The sequence below is a fragment of the Amycolatopsis sp. WAC 04169 genome, assembly GCF_003947535.1.
In the GTDB taxonomy this organism is placed as follows: domain Bacteria; phylum Actinomycetota; class Actinomycetes; order Mycobacteriales; family Pseudonocardiaceae; genus Amycolatopsis; species Amycolatopsis keratiniphila.
Window position 1 is genome coordinate 634,327 of sequence record NZ_QHJI01000004.1, and the last position, 16,778, is coordinate 651,104.

Here is a 16,778-nt window from a genome sequence, read left to right on the forward strand (position 1 = left end):
TGTCCGGTGACCTGGCCGCTCTCTAAAGTGACGCTCGCCCGCCCAGGTCGGGTGGGCTTTGTGCGAACTGGGGAACTCAGCCGATGAAGAAACTGAAAGCCGTCCTCGTCACAGTCCTGCTCGCCCTGACGGCCCTGGTCTCGACCGCCACCGCGGCGAGCGCGGCGGCCGGGAATCCGACGAAGTTCCAGCCCGGGATCCGTGAGGCATGGGTGCATTTCCGGCCCGCCATGGATTCCGCGTATGTCGTGGTCAGTGACGTCAGCCTCAGAGCCCTCTGCTACGTGCCCGCCGCCGACGGGCTCTGGAACCTGGTCTACGACGACCACGCGGTCAAGGTCGGGTACACCTACGCGTCGTACCTCACCGCGCCGTCCGGCCAATGGTGCGGGAACGTCGGCCAGGGAACCGGCGGGGCCAAGGGCGAGACCTGGGTGCACCTCTACCCACAGGCGAACTGGGCTCACGAGGTCATGTACCCGGGCCACGACGTCGCGGCGATCTGCACGCTCGGGTTCCTCACCGATGTGTCCGACGGCAGCAACCGCCGGTGGGACCTGTATCTCGACCACGCGAACAACGTCGCCGGATTCACCTGGTACACCAGCTTCTACTCGTCGCCGTCGTCCATCACCGACTGCGGCATCTGATGTAGCGAAGGAGCCCTTCACCGCCTGAGATGCGGTGAAGGGCCCCTTCGGCTCACGTCAGATCAAGCGGGGGCGACGGCCTTCCGCACACCCGCGGCCAGTTCGGCCGAAAGTTCGCGCACCGCGTCGGTCCCGCTCGCCGCGGCCGTCACCAGCGCCGAACCGACGATGACACCGTCCGCGAACCCGGCGACCTGCGCCGCCTGCTCGCCGGACCGGACGCCGATCCCGACGCCGATCGGCAGTTCCGTATGCGCGCGGGTCCGCTCGACCAAATCCTCGGCGTGCACGCCGACCTGGTCACGAGCGCCCGTCACGCCCATCACGGCGGTGGCGTACACGAAGCCCGAAGCGGCCGCGACGGTCTTCGCGATCCGCTCCTCCGAGGAGGACGGCGCGACCAGGAAGATCCGGTCCAGACCATGCTGTTCGGAGGCGGCCATCCACTCGTCGGCCTCGTCCGGGATCAGGTCCGGGGTGATCATCCCGAGCCCACCGGCGGCGGCGAGGTCCCGCGCGAAACGGTCGACACCGTAGCGGTGCACCGGGTTCCAGTACGTCATCACGACGGCCTTGCCGCCGCGCGCCGACACCGACTCGACGACCTCGAACAGGTGCTTGAGCTTGAAGCCGCCGGAGAGCGCGCTCACCGACGCGGCCTGGATGGTCGGGCCGTCCATCACCGGGTCCGAGTAGGGCACGCCCACCTCGACCAGGTCGGCGCCGCCGTCGACCACCGCGGCCAGCAGGTCCTTGGACCCGTCGACCGTCGGGAAACCGGCCGGGAGGTACCCGATCAGCGCTCCGCGTCCCTCCGCCCGGGTCTTGGCGAAGATGTCGTCCAGCGCGCTCATGCGTTCTCCACCAGGCCGAAGTACTTCGCGGCCGTGTCCATGTCCTTGTCGCCGCGACCGGACAGGTTCACGATGATCAGCCCCTCGGGGCCGAGTTCACGGCCGAGCACCAGCGCGCCGGCCAGCGCGTGCGCCGACTCGATCGCCGGGATGATGCCCTCGGTGCGCGAAAGCAGCTTGAACGCGTCCATCGCCTCGGCGTCGGTCACCGGCCGGTACTCGGCGCGGCCGCTGTCCTTGAGCCACGCGTGCTCCGGGCCGACGCCCGGGTAGTCGAGGCCCGCGGAGATCGAGTGCGATTCGACGGTCTGGCCGTCCTCGTCCTGCAGCAGGTACGTCATCGCGCCGTGCAGGTTGCCCGGGGTGCCCTTGGTCAGCGTGGCGCCGTGACGGTTGCCCTCGACACCCTCGCCGCCCGGCTCGAGACCGACCAGGCGCACCGACTCGTCCTCGATGAAGCCGTGGAAGATCCCGATCGCGTTCGACCCGCCGCCGACGCAGGCCGCGACGGCGTCGGGCAGGCGGCCCGCCTGCTCCAGGATCTGGGCGCGGGCCTCCTCGCCGATGATCTTGTGGAAGTTCCGCACCATCATCGGGAACGGGTACGGGCCCGCCGCCGTGCCGAAGAGGTAATGCGTGGTGTCGGCGTTGGTGACCCAGTCGCGCAGTGCCTCGTTGATCGCGTCCTTGAGCGTGCGCGAACCGGTCTTCACCGGGACGACCTCGGCGCCGAGCAGCTTCATGCGGGCGACGTTCAGCGCCTGCCGCTCGGTGTCGACCTCGCCCATGTAGACGATGCATTCCAGGTCCAGCAGCGCGCAGGCGGTGGCGGTGGCCACGCCGTGCTGTCCGGCCCCGGTCTCGGCGATGACCCGCTTCTTGCCCATCCGCTTGGTGAGCAGCGCCTGGCCGAGCACGTTGTTGATCTTGTGCGAACCGGTGTGGTTCAGATCCTCGCGCTTGAGGAAGATCCGGGCGCCGCCGGCGTGCTCGCCGAAGCGCTTGGCCTCGGTGAGCAGCGACGGGCGGCCGGCGTACTCACGCAGCAGGCGCCGGAACTCGTTGACGAAGTCCGGGTCGGTCCTCGCCTTGTCGTATTCCGCCGCGACCTCGTCGACGACGCCGATCAGGGCCTCGGGCATGAACCGGCCGCCGTACGGGCCGTAGTAGCCCCGGCCGTCCGGGTCGTGCTCGCCGTGCGGTGTTTCGGTGTACTCCACGCTCATCGAGAAGGCCTCGGGCAAGCGGGGTGCGAACCGGCGGTCACGAGCTTGACCAGGGCGCCCTTCGGGTCTCCCGAAGCGACGAGCCCTTCGCCCACGAGGACGGCGTCGGCGCCGTGACCCGCGTAGGACATCAGGTCGCCGGGGCCGCGGACACCGGACTCGGCGATCTTGAAGACGTCCATCGGCAGGCCGGGGGCCAGCCGCGAGAAGACGTCCCTGTCGACCTCGAGGGTGTGCAGGTTGCGGGCGTTGACGCCGATCACCTTCGCGCCGGCTTCGAGCGCCTTGTCGGCCTCTTCGGCGTTGTGGATCTCGACCAGCGCGGTCATCCCGAGGGATTCGACGCGGTCCAGCAACGCGATCAGGGCGTTCTGCTCCAGCGCGGCCACGATCAGCAGGACCATGTCGGCGCCGTGCAGCCGCGCCTCGTGGACCTGGTACGGGCTGACGATGAAGTCCTTGCGCAGCACCGGGATGTCGACCGCCGCGCGGACCGCGTCGAGGTCGGCGAGCGAGCCGCCGAACCGCCGCTGCTCGGTCAGCACGCTGATCACCCGGGCGCCGCCGTCGGCGTAGTCCTTCGCCAGCGCGGCCGGATCCGGGATCTCGGCCAGGTCGCCCTTGGAGGGGCTGCGCCGCTTCACCTCGGCGATGACGCCGATACCGGACTCGCGCAGGGCCGCGAGGACGTCACGTGGGGGCGCGACCTGGGTCGCGCGCTTCTTCAGTTCGTCGAACGGCAGAGCCGCCTCGCGCTCGGCGAGATCGGCACGGACGCCGGCGACGATGTCTTCGAGCACGCTCACCGGAGTTCCTCACCGGCCGTCGTACTCACGGATTCCTTCGCAAGGTCGCTCACAAAAACCTTCCCCTTCCCGCCGAAACGATGCTAACCCCCGCACGGATACGGCCTGGTTCCGGGTATGTCCGTTACTCCGAATGCCCACCGTGTCATCTTTCCCGGCGTAGATCTCCGAAACCCGCGAATTCCGCCGTCGTCACCGCGTCGCGGTGGGATCTTCGCCGTCGGACAGCGCCTCCCACAGCTCGGTCTCCGGATCCTTCGCGGCCTTCTTCTTCGCCCCCGGCGCCGAATACTTCGCGCCGAGGCGCGGCATCCGGCCCGCGCCCTTGATGGCTGCCAACCCGCCCGCGGCCACGAGAATTCCCCCGAGGATCCCGAGACCGCGGGCTCCCAGCATCTGGGCGACGGGCAGTCCGTCGGCGAACCCGCTGAACGAGCCGCCCGCCACGCCGATCCACACCGCGGCGAGACCGGACACGGCGAGTACCACGCCGAGCACCCGGCGTGGCCAGCCGCCGGTGGCGATCAGCCCGGCGGTGCCGGCGAGCGCCAGCAACGCGAGGGGAATCAGCGCAACCGCGCGCTGTGAACCGGTTTCCGTGTACAGCACGGTGCCGCGCACGCCACCGTCGCGGAACTCCGCGAACCAGACGAGCTGCGAAGAACCCCACAGCGCGACCGCGCCCAGCAGCAGGCCCACCACGGCGATCCACAGTGGACGCTTGGCCTTCTTCGGTGACGCGGTGTCAGACACGAGTGCTGTCACCGGCCGGGTCGAGTTCGTCCGCGGCGATCATCGTCTGCGCCGCCGCGACGGCGGAAAGCACCGTACGGGCCTTGTTGAGCGACTCGTTGTCCTCGTAGTCGGCCACAGAGTCGGCGACGACTCCCCCGCCGGCCTGGACATACGCGGTGCCGTCCTTCATCAGCGCGGTGCGGATCGCGATCGCGGTGTCGGCGTCGCCGGCGAAGTCGAGATAGCCGACAACGCCGCCGTAGAGCGCCCTACGGGTCGGCTCCAGCTCCTCGATCAGCTGCATCGCGCGGACCTTCGGCGCGCCCGAGAGCGTTCCTGCCGGGAAACAGGCGGTGACGGCGTCGAAAGCCGTCTTGTCGTCGAGGAGTTCCCCGGTGACCGTCGAGACGATGTGCATGACGTGGCTGTAGCGCTCGACGTCGAAGAAGTCGACGACGCGCACGGTGCCGGGCTTGCAGACCTTGCCGAGGTCGTTGCGGCCGAGGTCGACGAGCATCAGGTGCTCGGCGCGCTCCTTCTCGTCCGCGAGCAGGTCCTTGGCCAGCTGCGCGTCCTCCTCCGGATCGGCGCCGCGCCAGCGGGTCCCCGCGATCGGATGCGTGGTCGCGCGGCCGTCCCGGACGGTGACCAGCGACTCCGGGCTGGATCCGACGATGTCGAAACCGTCCAGGCGCAGCAGGTACATGTACGGGCTCGGGTTGGACGTGCGCAGTACCCGGTAGACGTCGAGCGCGTCGGCCTGCGTCTCGATCTCGAAGCGTTGCGACGGCACGATTTGGAACGCTTCGCCCGCCTTGATCGCCTCGACGGCCTTCTCGACGGCCGCGTGGAAGTCGGGCTTGGACCGGCGGCGCGTGAATTCGGGCGCGGGACGGTCGAAGACCGCGGCCGTGGCCGGAGCGGCGACGTGCAGCTGCTTGGTCATCGCGTTCAGGCGCGCGACGGCGTCGTCGTACGCGGCGTCGACGCGCTCGGCCGAGTCGTCCCAGTTGACCGCGTTGGCGATCAGGGTGACGGTGCCCTCGTGGTGGTCGAAGGCGGCCAGGTCGGTCGCCAGCAGCATGGTGAGCTCGGGGATGTCGAGGTCACGCTCGGCGAGCTCGGGGAGCCGCTCGAGCCAGCGGACGGCGTCGTAGCCGATGTAGCCGACCATGCCGCCGGTGAGCGGCGGCATCCCGGGCAGTTGCTCGGTGTGGAGCGCCGCGACCGTCTCCCGCAGCACGGTGAGCGGGTCGCCCTCGGTCGGCAGGCCGACCGGCGGGGTGCCCGTCCACACGGCCTGGCCGTCACGCACGGTCAGCGCGGCGGGGCTGTCGACGCCGATGAACGACCATCGGCTCCAGGAAGCGCCGTTCTCCGCCGATTCGAACAGGAACGTGCCCGGCCGGTCGGCGGCGAGCTTGCGGTAGACCCCGATGGGGGTCTCACCGTCGGCGAGCACGCGACGGACAACGGGGATGACGCGACGGCCCTCGGCGAGCGCGCGGAACTCGTCGCGCGAAGGGCTGACCGAGCCGAGCCCCGACGGGCTGGCGTTTGCGGCGCTGACCATGTCGCTCATTGTGCTGCAACGGCCGGGCGGGCCGGGACGGGGGGATGAATTCAAAGGTTGTTGAATTTCTGGCCCGGTCCGTTCATGATGACGCCATGGCTGGTGAAGACACTACCGTGCGGCGGCGGGGACGGCGGCCCGGCGGACAGGACACCCGGACCGCGCTGATCGAAGCGGCGCGCGCGGTGTTCGGCGAGAGCGGCTTCGACGGCGCGACCGTGCGCGCGATCGCGACGCGGGCCGGGGTCGACGCGGCGATGGTGAACCACTGGTTCGGCAGCAAGGAAGGGCTGTTCGCCCAAGCCATCCTGAAGCTCCCCTTCGACCCGCACGAACTGCTCGTGGTGCTGCGCGACGGGCCCGACGACGAGTTCGGCCAGCGGATCGTCCGCACCTTCCTCACCCGATGGGACGGCGCGGGCGGCGAGGTGTTCCAGGCCCTCGTCCGCAGCGTCGCCGGGCACGAGCAGGCCGCGGCCGTGCTGCGCGGCTTCTTCCAGAACTTCTTCACGAAGGTGATCGGCGGGCTGGGCTCGGACCGCGTCGAACTGCGGACCACGCTCTGCGCCTCCCAGCTCGTCGGGATGGGGCTGGTGCGCTACGTCGCGAAATTCGAGCCGATGGCTTCGAGCGAGATCGAGCCGCTCGTCACCGCGATCGCGCCGACCGTGCAGCGTTACCTGACCGGCGACATCGACTGACCCTTCGGGCGATCACGCGTGTTTGGAGCCGTAACTCGCGTGATTGAAGGCGAATCTCGGAGTTCGGCTTCCAAACACGCGAGTTACGCCTTCAATCACACGAGTTACGCCTTCGCTCACGCTGTGTCCGGTTCGATCTCCTTGACGGGGACCGTGTAGAGCGTGTCCTTCGAGAACCGGCCCCGCGGGAAGATCACGATCATGTCCGTTTCCTCGCCGCCGACGAAGACGGGAATCTTCTCGAGTCCCTTGAAACGGGGAGCGATCCGCAGTGACCGGCGCGTCTGGAGCAGTTTGTAGTCGCGCTCGAGATAGACGTCGATCCTGGGGTACAACCAGCCCGGCCGGACCGTCGCCGTGGCCTCGCGCAAGCCGGTCTTAGAGGCCGAGCGATACCTGCTCCGCCACAGATAGGCGGCGTACAGGCACACCGGGAAACCCAGGAAAGCCGCGAAAGACAACGGAGTCAGCAAAACGTCATCGGAGTCGCCGACGACCTCACCATCCAATGCCAGGAGTTTCGCGGGGTTTCCCGGCTCGTAGACCAAAGACACCTTGTCCCCGACCTCGAGCCCGCGCGCCGCTCTCATGCCGACCGCGATCGTGCGCGGTTTCGAGCCACCGAAATAGGCGAGTGTGATCTTTTTACGTCCGGTTTTGGAGGTCGGCTCAACCTTTTCCACCGTGCCCTGCACCCAGACCCCGGCCCTCACCACCTCCGCGGGATCCGGCCGGAGCAGATCGAGACCGAACTGGCAGACGACGAAGAAGATCAGCCAGAGCACCGACAAAGCCAGCGCCCGCACCTTGAACTGCGAAAGTTTCTCGATCAAAGGGATGGCCACGTCGTCGTGTACCGCCGACGTGTCCTCAGGGCCTTCGGCTCCCGAATTGGGCCGCGGCAGCCCGGCAACGCGCGGACGGCGTCGCGGACGGTCACGATCGGCCGATCTTCTCCCCAGTTTCATGCACTGAGGTTAATCGAGAAGAGCGGCCTTTCCGGATAACGAGTTCAGTGTCGCTCCAGGGCAACCGCAAGCCTCGGCCGAGCGTACAAGTGAGCAGGCGCGTCAGCCCGCGACCAGCACCGCGATCAACGCCAGCGTGCCCGGCACCACCTGCACGAAGAAGATCTTCTTGCTCGCCGTCGCCGTCCCGTAGAGCCCGGCCACGATCACGCACGCGAGGCCGTAGATCTTGAACTGCCACGCCGTACTGCCGGTCGCGATCAGGCCCCAGATCAGCGCGGCGGCCAGAAAACCGTTGTACAGCCCCTGATTCGCCGCGAGCGCGGAGCTCGCCTTCGCGAACTCCTCGGTGGTGCCGAAGGAGGCGCGAGCGCGCGGGGTGGTCCACAGGAACATCTCGAGCACGACGATGTACAGGTGGATCAGCGCGACGATGCCGACCAGCACGTTGGCGACGACATTCACGGGTTACTCGCTCTCGTCGGCCAGCAGCAGCCGTTCGTCGGTGTCGAAACAGGTGTGCGTGCCGGTGTGACAGGCCGGGCCGGTCTGGTCGACGCGCAGCAGGACGGTATCGCCGTCGCAGTCGATCCGCATCTCGCGCACGTGCTGGACGTGACCCGACGTCTCGCCCTTGACCCACAGTTCCTTGCGGCTGCGCGAGTAGTAGGTGCCGCGCCGCGTGGTGAGCGTGCGTTCGAGCGCCTCGTCGTTCATCCACGCCATCATCAGGACGTCCGATGTGGAGTGTTCCACGACGACGGCGGCGATCAGCCCGTCGGCGTTGCGCTTCAAGCGATCCGAGAGGGCGGGGTCAAGCGTCATTCGTGGCTCCGAGAAGGTGCCGTTTCACCGGCATCGAGTTGAGCAGGACCGCCGTGTAGATGTACCCGGCGAAGAGGATCCCGGAGACGATCTTCACCCAGAAGAGTTCCGCCGCCAGCATCGACAGCGCGTGCAGCAAGCCGAAGAGGAAGCTGACCGCGAACCCGGCGAACCGCGCGGACGGCATCTTCAGCACCAGCCCCGCCACGACGAGGCCGCCGAGCACGAGCGACGTCCCCGGCAGCAGGAACGTCCGTGCGGACGAATACGGCGCGAACATGAGGATCCCGGCCATCGCGAGGTATGCGACGGCGAGCCCGAGCAGCAGCGCGCAGACGACCTTGACCTCGGTGGCGGCCTTCCACTTGTTCGGGATCACCGGACCACGACTCCCCCGGCGCGCAGCGCGCTCTTGACCTCGCCGATCTTCAACTGTCCGAAGTGGAACACGCTCGCCGCGAGCACCGCGTCGGCACCGGCCTCGACGGCGGGCAGGAAGTGCTCCAGCGCGCCGGCGCCGCCGCTGGCGATCACCGGGACGCGGACGGCCGCGCGCACCTGGGTGAGGAGTTCGAGGTCGAAGCCGTTCTTCGTGCCGTCGGCGTCCATCGAGTTGAGCAGGATCTCGCCGACGCCGAGTTCCTCGCCGCGCGCAGCCCATTCGACGGCGTCGATCCCGGTGCCGCGACGGCCGCCGTGAGTGGTCACCTCGAAGCCGGACGGGGTCGGTTCGGTGCCCTCGGGGACCCGGCGCGCGTCCACCGACAGCACGACGCACTGCGCGCCGAACCGGCGGGACGCCTCGCGCAGGAACTCCGGCCGCGCGATGGCGGCGGTGTTGATGCTCACCTTGTCCGCACCGGTGCGCAGCAGCCGGTTGACGTCGTCGTTCGTGCGCACGCCGCCACCGACGGTGAGCGGGATGAACACCTGCTCCGCGGTCCGGCGGACCACGTCGAAGGTGGTCTCGCGGTCCCCGGAGGAGGCCGTGACGTCGAGGAACGTGAGCTCGTCCGCGCCCTCGGCGTCGTACAGGCGGGCGAGTTCGACGGGGTCGCCGGCGTCGCGCAGGTCGGCGAAGTTGACGCCCTTCACCACACGGCCCGCGTCGACGTCGAGACACGGGATGACCCTGACTGCGACTGACATGGGGACAAGCGTAGTCAAGCGCGTTCTAAGCTCGCGGAATGGCACAGGCGGGGCGGCGTCCGGGGCAGACCGAGACGCGGGAGGTGATCCTCGAAGCGGCAAGGCGCAGGTTCGCCGAACAGGGCTACGACGGGGCGACCGTGCGCGGCATCGCGGCCGACGCCGGGGTCAACGCCGCGCTGCTGCACCATTTCTTCGGCACCAAGCAACGGCTCTTCGCCCTGTCGATGAACCTGCCCGTCGATCCGGGCGAGCTGGTCCCCCGGATCCTCGAAGGCCCCGAGGACGAGATCGGCGAGCGCCTCGTGCGCGCGTTCCTCGGTCTCTGGCAGGCCCCGGAGGGCCGCGCGCCGTTCCTGGCGATGATCCGGTCCGCGACCACGAACGAGCAGGTCGCGACCATGATGCGGCAGTTCCTGGAGCGGGCGGTGCTGGCGCGGGTCGCCGAAGCACGCGGCGTGCCGAAGGTGCGGGTGGCCGGGATCGCCGCGCAGATGATCGGGTTCGCGCTGCTGCGCTACGTCATCGGGCTCCCGCCGCTGGCCGCCGCCTCGGAGGACGAGATCGTCGCGATGCTGGCGCCGGTCGCGCAGTACTACCTGACCCCCGACGTTCACCACCCGGTCACCCCGCGCGGCTAGCTTCCCGAGGATGCGCATAGCTGCTCTCCTCCCCCTCCCCCTGCTGGCGGCCTCGCTGCTCGCCGCCGCGCCCGCCGAAGCGGGCCAGAACCCCTCGCCCGTGGCTCAGACCAGGGCGTACGTCGACGACGCCGGCGCGGACCCGGCGAACGCCGACGCCGACGACCCGGCGATCTGGGTCCACCCGAAGAATCCGTCGGCCAGCGTCGTGCTCGGCACGCTCAAGGAAGGCGGGCTGGCCGCGTTCGACCTGAAGGCGCGGCAGTTGCAGCATCTCGCCGTTCCCGCAGGCGGCCGGTTCAACAACGTCGACGTCGTCGGCGATCTCGCCGTGGTGAGCGACCGCGGCCGCGACCGCGTGCGCGTCTACCGGATCGACCCGGCCGGTGCCGCGGCCGGCTCGCGGGTGCTGCGTGACGTCACGGATCCTTCTGCCCCACCGGTTTTCTCCGCGTCGGAGTCCGAAGTGGACGAACAGCGGACCGCGTACGGGCTCACCGCCGGACGCGACCCGCGCACCGGCGCGCGCTGGGTCGCGGTGACCCGGCGCCACGAGACACGCGTGGCGCTCTTGCGACTTGTCGACAAAGCGGACGGCACCGTGGGCACGGCTCCGATCGGCACGATCGACCTGCCGGCGGAGTTCCGGCTGCCGAACGGGAAGACGTGGTCGCCCTGCGGCGAACCGGACGAGCGGCCGCAACTGGAAGGTTCGATCCTCGACACCGCGAACCGCGTGCTCTACACCGCGCAGGAGGACGTCGGGATCTGGCGGATCCCGGTGGACGGAGCCGGTTTCGGCCGTCCGGTACTGATCGACAAGGTGCGGTCGTTCGGGGTGCCGCAGCGGTTCGACGAGGCGACCGAGGAATGCGTCGCCGACGGCCCCGACCCCGGTTTCGGCGGCAAGTGGCTGACGGCGGACGCCGAAGGGCTGGCGCTGGCCGACGGCAAGCTGCTCGCGTCGAGCCAGGGCGACTCCCGGTTCGTGGTCTACGACCGTGAAGGCACACCGCGGCGCGATTTCCGCGTCGTCGCCGGACACGGGACCGACTCGGTCGAGCATTCCGACGGCGCCGCGATCTCCACGAAGTCCCTGGGGCCGCTGTTCCCGCACGGCCTGCTGGTGGTGCACGACGGCGAACGCCGCCCGGCGGCGACCGACCCCGCCGGTGAAGAGCTCGCGCCGACCGGATTCGCCTTCGTCCGCCTGGAGACCGCCGTGCGGTGATCGTGTTCACCGAGAAAGTTCCGCTCCCGATGCATCAGCCGGGTGGTCTCGCGCGTCTTGAGAGGGAGACCACCGGCTGAGGGGGACACGTGCCTGCGACCTTCGACGAGTTCGTCGCGGATCGCCTGGACGGGCTCCTGCGCTACGCGACCGTCCTGACCGACGATCCGTATCTGGCGCAGGACATCGTCCAGGAGGTGCTGCTGCGTGCTCAGCAACGCTGGCCGAAGATCGACTCGCCACCGACCTACGTCCGCCGGATGGTGACCAACGAGTACCTCTCGTGGCGGAGGCGGCTGGCGGTCCGCCGGGTGACACCGTCGTCGCCGGAAGTGCTCGACCTGGTGAGCCCGCCGGTCTCCGATCACTCCATCGAGTACGACGAACGCGACGCGATGCTGGACCGGCTCGCGAAGCTCCCGCGCAAACAACGCGCCGCGATCGTGCTCCGCTACTACGAGAACTACTCCGACGAGGAGATCGCCGCGGTGCTCCGCTGCGCGACGTCGACCGTGCGCAGCCAGATCTCGCGCGCGCTCGCGACGCTGCGGGAAACCGGGCCGTCCCCGTCCGTGCAGCCCACGGGAGCCCGCAAATGACCCGACTGAGTGATGAGCACACCGAGGACCTGATCCGGGAGAGCCTCGAACATCTGGCGACGCGGGCGCCCGACGGGGCCGAGATTCGCGAGGTGCTGGCCCAACGGCCGTCGAACCGTCCGACGATGGCCTTGGCCCTGGTCGCGGCGGCGGTCGCGATCATCGCGCTCGCCGTCCCGCTGGGCCTGCGGGCCTACACCACGGTCACCCCCGCCTCCCCGCGAAACGCCGACTGGACGGTACTGCCGTACAAGCCCGGCTGGTTGCCCGACGGCTTCAAGGAGCTGACCCGGAGCGCGAAGGCCTATCCCGGACCGCAGACCAGGACGTGGAGCAGCGGCGCGACCGGGCAGGTGCAGCTGACCACCACACCGCTGGACGACCGGCGCGGACCCTGGACGATCGCGCCCGCGCCGAACCAGATCATCGTGCACGGCCGCGTCGGGATGGTCGCGGAGGTCTACGGCGACGGGACGATGCTGACCTGGTCGCCCGACGACACGTACCTGCTGAGCTTGACGTTGATCGGGGTGAAGAACCCGCGCGACGTCGGTCAGCGGATCGCGGACGAAATGGTGCGGGACGACCGTGCCCGGGTTTCGGGCGAACTGCGGTTCGGCCGGTTGCCCGCCGACCTGGAGCTGTGCGGGGTGAACCTGTTCATGACCGTCGGCGGGGGCGCGACGGAACTCGAAGCGACCCGTGCCGGGCAACCCACCGCGGCGGCGGTCGTCAGGGCGTCGCTCCGCGCCGAACGGCCGGACTCGGGCGACGCCGCGCCCGTGCCGCTCAAGGTCAGGGGTCTCGACGGCTTCTTCCTGCCGAAACGGACCGGGCGGCTCGGGCACGAGGACGAAACGGTCGCCGTCCAGGTGGAAGGCGGGCGCTGGCTCACCGTGTCCGGCAAACGGGACCAGGCCACCCTGCTCGATATCGCGAACGACATCCAGCTGATCCCCGGCGATTTCGGCTGGTTCGGGAAGGCACCGGAATAGGGACGGAGGGGCGCGGGTTGTCGACGGCATGACGGACAGCTACCGCTCCATCGCGTTCACCGAATACGGCGACTCCGGGGTCCTTCGCGTCCTCGAGCGGGAGCTGCCCGAGCCGGGCCCCGGCCAGGTGCGGGTCGCCGTCAGGGCCGCGGGCGTGAACCCGATCGACTGGAAGATCCGCTCCGGGCTGATGGCCGACGCGTTCCCGACGGAGTTCCCGGCCGTCCCCGGTGGCGACATCGCCGGCGTGATCGACGCGATCGGCGAGGGCGTGTCCGGTTTCGCGGCCGGTGACGAGGTGCTCGGCTCCGGAGCGGGCGGATACGCGGAGTACGTCCTCGCGGATCCCGCGCGCCTGATCCCCAAGCCCGATTCGCTTTCGTGGGAACTGGCCGCCGCGCTGCCCGCTGTCGTCAACACCGCCTATCGCGCCCTCAACCTGCTGGACCTCGAAGAGGGCGAGACCCTGCTCATCGACGGCGCCGCGGGTGGCGTCGGCACCATCGCCGTGCAGCTCGCCGTCGCGCGCGGGCTGACCGTGGTGGGCACCGCGAGCGAAGGGAACCACGAGTACCTGCGCTCGCTGGGCGCCGTCCCGGTCCAGTACGGCGAAGGACTTGCCGAACGCGTACGCGACGTCGCGCCCCAGGGCGTCGACGCGTCCTTCGACGCCTCCGGGCGTGGCTCGCTGGCCACCCTCGTCGAGCTGACGGGTGGCCCGAAGCGGGTCATCACCATCGCCGCGCCGGACGCTGCCGAGCACGGCGTCCGCTTCACCTCGGGCTCCCCGGCCGAGCAGGTGCCCGGCTCGCTGGCCGAAGGCGCCGCGCTCGCCGCAGAAGGCAAGCTCGACCTGCCGATCGCCCGTGTCTACCCGCTCTCCGAAGCGGCCGCGGCCCAGGACGAGAGCGAAGCGGGCCACGTCCGGGGCAAGCTCGTCCTGGTCCCGTGAGCCTTCCCGCGACGGCGAGCTGGCTGCATCGGGACGCGAGGACCGGGCTCGAGGTCGCGTTCTTCCAAGAACACGAAGGCGGCTGGAGGATCAGCGGGGCCACGACGGCCGTCGAGGACGGCGAATCCTGGTTCGTCGAGTACGTGATCACCGTCGACGCCGGCTGGCATACGCGGTCGGCGGAGATCTCGGGCCGGTCGGCGGGCGGCGCCCGGCGCACGGTGCTCGAATCCGGCGGCGACGGACGATGGCGGGTGGACGGGGTCACGGATCCGCGGCTCGACGGCTGTTTCGACGTGGACCTCGAGTCGTCGTCGATGACGAACACGCTGCCGGTGCACCGGCTCGGCCTGGCGCCAGGTGCCGCCGCCGGGGCGCCCGCCGTGTACGTCCGGGCCGGCGACCTCGCCGTGGAGCGGCTCGAGCAGCGCTACGAGCGGATCGGTGACCGCGATTTCGCCTATACCGCACCGGTCTTCGATTTCTCCTGCGTGCTGCGCTACGACCGGCACCTGCTGGTGCACGACTACCCGGGCATCGCCGTGCGGCTGTCCTGAACCCCGCACCCCTTGACTCTCGCTTCTCAACGGGCGCAGAATTAAACGCATGACTAATTCTGCGATCTCCGTGACCGGCCTGCGGGTCGTCCGCGGCGGCCGGGAGGTCGTCAGGGACATCGGTTTCGCGACGCCGCGCGGCCGGATCACCGGCCTGCTCGGCCCCAGTGGCTGCGGCAAGACGACGCTGATGCGCTCGATCGTCGGCGTGCAGATCGTCGCCGCGGGCGAGGTCACCGTGCTCGGCCACCCCGCGGGCAGCCCGCCGCTGCGGCGCTTGATCGGCTACGCCACCCAGAACCCGGCCATCTACGCCGACCTCACCATCACGGAAGCGTTGCGCTACTTCGCTTCCGTGCTCCGCGCGCCGGTGTCCGATGTGGACAGAGTGATCGGCGAGGTCGGGCTCGCCGAGCACGCGGGCAAGCTCGTCGGCGCCCTGTCGGGCGGCCAGCACAGCCGGGCCAACCTCGCCGTCGCGCTGCTCGGGAAGCCCGAACTGCTCGTCCTCGACGAGCCGACCGTCGGCCTGGATCCCGTGCTCCGCGACGAGCTCTGGGCCCTGTTCCGCCGTCTCGCCGAGGGCGGGGCGACGCTGCTCGTGTCCAGCCACGTCATGGACGAGGCCGCGCGCTGCGACCGTCTGCTGCTCATGCGCGAAGGCCGGATCCTCGCCGACGACACGCCGGCCGGGCTGCGCGAGCGCACCGGTACGACCGATCTGGAGCAGGCGTTCCTGCGGCTGGTCCGCGAGACCGAGGTGAGCCCGTCATGAACCCCGCCTTGACCCTGGCCACGGCCCGCCGCATCCTCCTGCAGCTCCGGCACGATCCACGCACCGTCGCGATGCTGATCGTCGTCCCGTCGCTGCTGATGGTGCTGCTGCGCTTCGTCTTCAACTCCGAAGCGGTGTTCAGCCGCGTCGCCCCGGCGTTGCTCGGTGTCTTCCCGTTCCTGATCATGTTCCTGATCACCTCGATCACGACACTGCGCGAGCGCACCACCGCCACCCTGGAACGGCTGATGACCCTGCCGATCGGCAGGATGGACCTGCTCTTCGGCTACGCGCTCGCGTTCGGCTCGATCGCGATCGTGCAGGTCGGCGTCGCCGCCGGGGTGTCGCTCGCCTGGCTGGGCCTCGACATCGCGGGCTCGATCGGGATGCTGCTGCTCATCGCCGTCCTCGACGCGCTTCTCGGGATGGCGCTCGGCCTCTTCGTGAGCGCGTTCGCGCGGACGGAGTTCCAGGCGGTGCAGTTCATGCCGCTGTTCGTGCTGCCGCAGATCCTGCTGTGCGGCCTGTTCGTGCCGCGCGGGGAGATGGGCTGGCTCCTGAACTGGCTGTCGAACGTGATGCCGCTTTCGTACGCCGTCGAAGCCCTCTCCCGCGTCACCACGTCGGGCACCGTGGACGCGACGCTGATCCGGAATCTGATCATCGTCGGGGCGTGTGCCCTGGCGGCGCTGGTCCTCGGCGCGGCGACCTTGCGGAGGCGGACGGCCTAGACTTTCGACATGGGATCGGAGTTCGAGCGGATCGCCGCCGAGAAGTACGTCGTCCTGACCACCTTCCGCAAGAACGGCACCCCGGTGCCGACGCCGGTCTGGGCGGCGGGCGACGGCGGCGAACTGGTGCTCTGGTCCGAGCGGAAGGCGGGCAAGGTCAAGCGCATCCGCAACAGCGGGCGGGTCGAGGTCCAGGCCTGCGACTTCCGGGGCAACAAGACCCACGGCGACGTCGTCGCGGGCGAGGCGCGGCTGCTGGACCTCGACGAGACCGAACGGGTGCGCAAGGTGATCGCGCGGAAGTACGGGATCACCGGCCGGGTCACGATGTTCTTCAGCAGGCTGCGGGGGCCGAAGGACCGGACCGTGGGGATCGCGATCAAGCTGGCCGGGTGAGCTGAGCCGCCCGCAGCTCCGCCGCCATCGCCGCCGAGTCGTGGTCCGGCCCGCAGCCGTCCACCAGGATCAGATCGCCCGGGATGTGGTCCGCCCGCAGGTGCAGGATCTCCTGGTAGGCGGCCGACGCGTACCACTCGCGGGCCACGTCGAGGCTCGGGAAGCCGATCATCACCAGCGCTCCCGGCCACTCCCCTTCGACGACCTCGATCTCGTTCCCGTGCACGAGGAACTTGCCGCCGAAGGGGTCGAGCGTGTCCTGGATCCGCTCCAGGTATTCGAGCACCTCTTCGCTCGGAGCACCGGTGGGGCGAAGGTGGGCGATTCCGTACGCGGTCATGATGTCCTCCCAGGTTTCGTTGTCCTGGAAGGAATCCTGACCGAGCGGGCGCGTGGCGTCGATTACCCCGGAGG

22 protein-coding genes are annotated in these 16,778 nt (G+C 69.7%); 11 read left to right on the top strand and 11 right to left on the bottom strand.

From position 1 onward, the window contains the following. Nucleotides 1-83 precede the first annotated feature (83 nt). Complete coding sequence (locus tag DMC61_RS11960; RefSeq protein WP_125689244.1) at nt 84-650, top strand: hypothetical protein; 567 nt, start codon at nt 84-86, stop codon at nt 648-650. Between the two features lie 62 nt (nt 651-712). Here the strand turns inward: DMC61_RS11960 and trpA are convergent, their stop codons facing one another. The 5 genes from trpA to DMC61_RS11985 all read right to left on the bottom strand — a co-directional run bounded on the left by trpA (nt 713) and on the right by DMC61_RS11985 (nt 5,844). Then, complete coding sequence (gene trpA / locus DMC61_RS11965; RefSeq protein ID WP_125689246.1) at nt 713-1,504, bottom strand: tryptophan synthase subunit alpha; 792 nt, start codon at nt 1,502-1,504, stop codon at nt 713-715. Beyond that, entirely contained in the window at nt 1,501-2,730 is a 1,230-nt protein-coding gene (gene trpB / locus DMC61_RS11970; protein ID WP_125689248.1) for a tryptophan synthase subunit beta, read from the bottom strand. The genes trpA and trpB overlap by 4 nt, the downstream gene beginning before the upstream one ends. Beyond that, nucleotides 2,727-3,536: an indole-3-glycerol phosphate synthase TrpC gene (gene trpC / locus DMC61_RS11975; RefSeq protein ID WP_005155232.1), complete on the bottom strand. Its 810-nt coding sequence runs from the start codon at nt 3,534-3,536 to the stop codon at nt 2,727-2,729. The genes trpB and trpC overlap by 4 nt, the downstream gene beginning before the upstream one ends. Before the next feature lie 192 nt (nt 3,537-3,728). Continuing rightward, entirely contained in the window at nt 3,729-4,289 is a 561-nt protein-coding gene (locus DMC61_RS11980; protein WP_125689250.1) for a Trp biosynthesis-associated membrane protein, read from the bottom strand. Beyond that, a complete protein-coding gene (locus tag DMC61_RS11985) occupies nt 4,282-5,844 on the bottom strand; it encodes an anthranilate synthase component I (RefSeq protein ID WP_016335957.1) in 1,563 nt (520 codons plus the stop codon). The genes DMC61_RS11980 and DMC61_RS11985 overlap by 8 nt, the downstream gene beginning before the upstream one ends. A gap of 95 nt (nt 5,845-5,939) precedes the next feature. On the opposite strand from DMC61_RS11985, the gene DMC61_RS11990 reads away from it, so the two are divergent. Then, nucleotides 5,940-6,545 (top strand): TetR family transcriptional regulator, encoded by a 606-nt coding sequence (locus DMC61_RS11990; protein ID WP_043848273.1) that lies wholly within the window; start codon nt 5,940-5,942, stop codon nt 6,543-6,545. A 116-nt stretch (nt 6,546-6,661) separates the two neighbouring features. Here the strand turns inward: DMC61_RS11990 and DMC61_RS11995 are convergent, their stop codons facing one another. The 5 genes from DMC61_RS11995 to hisF all read right to left on the bottom strand — a co-directional run bounded on the left by DMC61_RS11995 (nt 6,662) and on the right by hisF (nt 9,487). Further along, on the bottom strand, nt 6,662-7,390 hold the full coding sequence (locus DMC61_RS11995; protein ID WP_125689252.1) for a hypothetical protein: 729 nt from the start codon (nt 7,388-7,390) through the stop codon (nt 6,662-6,664). A gap of 225 nt (nt 7,391-7,615) precedes the next feature. Next, on the bottom strand, nt 7,616-7,978 hold the full coding sequence (locus DMC61_RS12000) for a DUF1304 domain-containing protein (protein ID WP_125689254.1): 363 nt from the start codon (nt 7,976-7,978) through the stop codon (nt 7,616-7,618). A gap of 3 nt (nt 7,979-7,981) precedes the next feature. Continuing rightward, on the bottom strand, nt 7,982-8,338 hold the full coding sequence (hisI, locus tag DMC61_RS12005; protein ID WP_125689256.1) for a phosphoribosyl-AMP cyclohydrolase: 357 nt from the start codon (nt 8,336-8,338) through the stop codon (nt 7,982-7,984). Continuing rightward, nucleotides 8,328-8,717 carry a hypothetical protein gene (locus DMC61_RS12010; protein ID WP_125689258.1) on the bottom strand — a complete coding sequence of 130 codons (390 nt, stop codon included), beginning with the start codon at nt 8,715-8,717 and terminating at the stop codon, nt 8,328-8,330. The genes hisI and DMC61_RS12010 overlap by 11 nt, the downstream gene beginning before the upstream one ends. Further along, nucleotides 8,714-9,487, bottom strand: coding sequence for an imidazole glycerol phosphate synthase subunit HisF (gene hisF, locus DMC61_RS12015; protein WP_016335963.1), 774 nt, complete (start codon nt 9,485-9,487; stop codon nt 8,714-8,716). The genes DMC61_RS12010 and hisF overlap by 4 nt, the downstream gene beginning before the upstream one ends. A 38-nt stretch (nt 9,488-9,525) precedes the next feature. On the opposite strand from hisF, the gene DMC61_RS12020 reads away from it, so the two are divergent. The 9 genes from DMC61_RS12020 (at nt 9,526) to DMC61_RS12060 (ending at nt 16,364) form a co-directional block, all read left to right on the top strand. Beyond that, nucleotides 9,526-10,128, top strand: a complete 603-nt coding sequence (locus DMC61_RS12020; RefSeq protein WP_125689260.1) for a TetR family transcriptional regulator — start codon at nt 9,526-9,528, stop codon at nt 10,126-10,128. Between the two features lie 10 nt (nt 10,129-10,138). Next, nucleotides 10,139-11,359, top strand: coding sequence for a phytase (locus DMC61_RS12025; RefSeq protein WP_125689262.1), 1,221 nt, complete (start codon nt 10,139-10,141; stop codon nt 11,357-11,359). A gap of 89 nt (nt 11,360-11,448) precedes the next feature. Continuing rightward, nucleotides 11,449-11,958, top strand: a complete 510-nt coding sequence (locus DMC61_RS12030) for an RNA polymerase sigma factor (protein ID WP_016335966.1) — start codon at nt 11,449-11,451, stop codon at nt 11,956-11,958. Then, nucleotides 11,955-12,953 (top strand): hypothetical protein, encoded by a 999-nt coding sequence (locus tag DMC61_RS12035; RefSeq protein ID WP_125689264.1) that lies wholly within the window; start codon nt 11,955-11,957, stop codon nt 12,951-12,953. Before DMC61_RS12030 ends, DMC61_RS12035 begins: the two co-directional genes overlap by 4 nt. Nucleotides 12,954-12,981: 28 nt before the next feature. Then, nucleotides 12,982-13,905: an NADP-dependent oxidoreductase gene (locus DMC61_RS12040; protein WP_125689266.1), complete on the top strand. Its 924-nt coding sequence runs from the start codon at nt 12,982-12,984 to the stop codon at nt 13,903-13,905. Beyond that, nucleotides 13,902-14,462: a putative glycolipid-binding domain-containing protein gene (locus DMC61_RS12045; protein ID WP_125689268.1), complete on the top strand. Its 561-nt coding sequence runs from the start codon at nt 13,902-13,904 to the stop codon at nt 14,460-14,462. Before DMC61_RS12040 ends, DMC61_RS12045 begins: the two co-directional genes overlap by 4 nt. Before the next feature lie 49 nt (nt 14,463-14,511). Next, nucleotides 14,512-15,237, top strand: coding sequence for an ABC transporter ATP-binding protein (locus DMC61_RS12050; RefSeq protein ID WP_125689270.1), 726 nt, complete (start codon nt 14,512-14,514; stop codon nt 15,235-15,237). Next, nucleotides 15,234-15,968 (top strand): ABC transporter permease, encoded by a 735-nt coding sequence (locus DMC61_RS12055; protein ID WP_125689272.1) that lies wholly within the window; start codon nt 15,234-15,236, stop codon nt 15,966-15,968. Before DMC61_RS12050 ends, DMC61_RS12055 begins: the two co-directional genes overlap by 4 nt. A gap of 9 nt (nt 15,969-15,977) precedes the next feature. Continuing rightward, nucleotides 15,978-16,364: a PPOX class F420-dependent oxidoreductase gene (locus DMC61_RS12060; protein ID WP_125689274.1), complete on the top strand. Its 387-nt coding sequence runs from the start codon at nt 15,978-15,980 to the stop codon at nt 16,362-16,364. Here DMC61_RS12060 and DMC61_RS12065 read toward each other — a convergent pair. Further along, nucleotides 16,348-16,704: a DUF1330 domain-containing protein gene (locus tag DMC61_RS12065; RefSeq protein WP_125689276.1), complete on the bottom strand. Its 357-nt coding sequence runs from the start codon at nt 16,702-16,704 to the stop codon at nt 16,348-16,350. The two genes, DMC61_RS12060 and DMC61_RS12065, sit on opposite strands and share 17 nt — an antisense overlap. Nucleotides 16,705-16,778 lie beyond the last annotated feature (74 nt).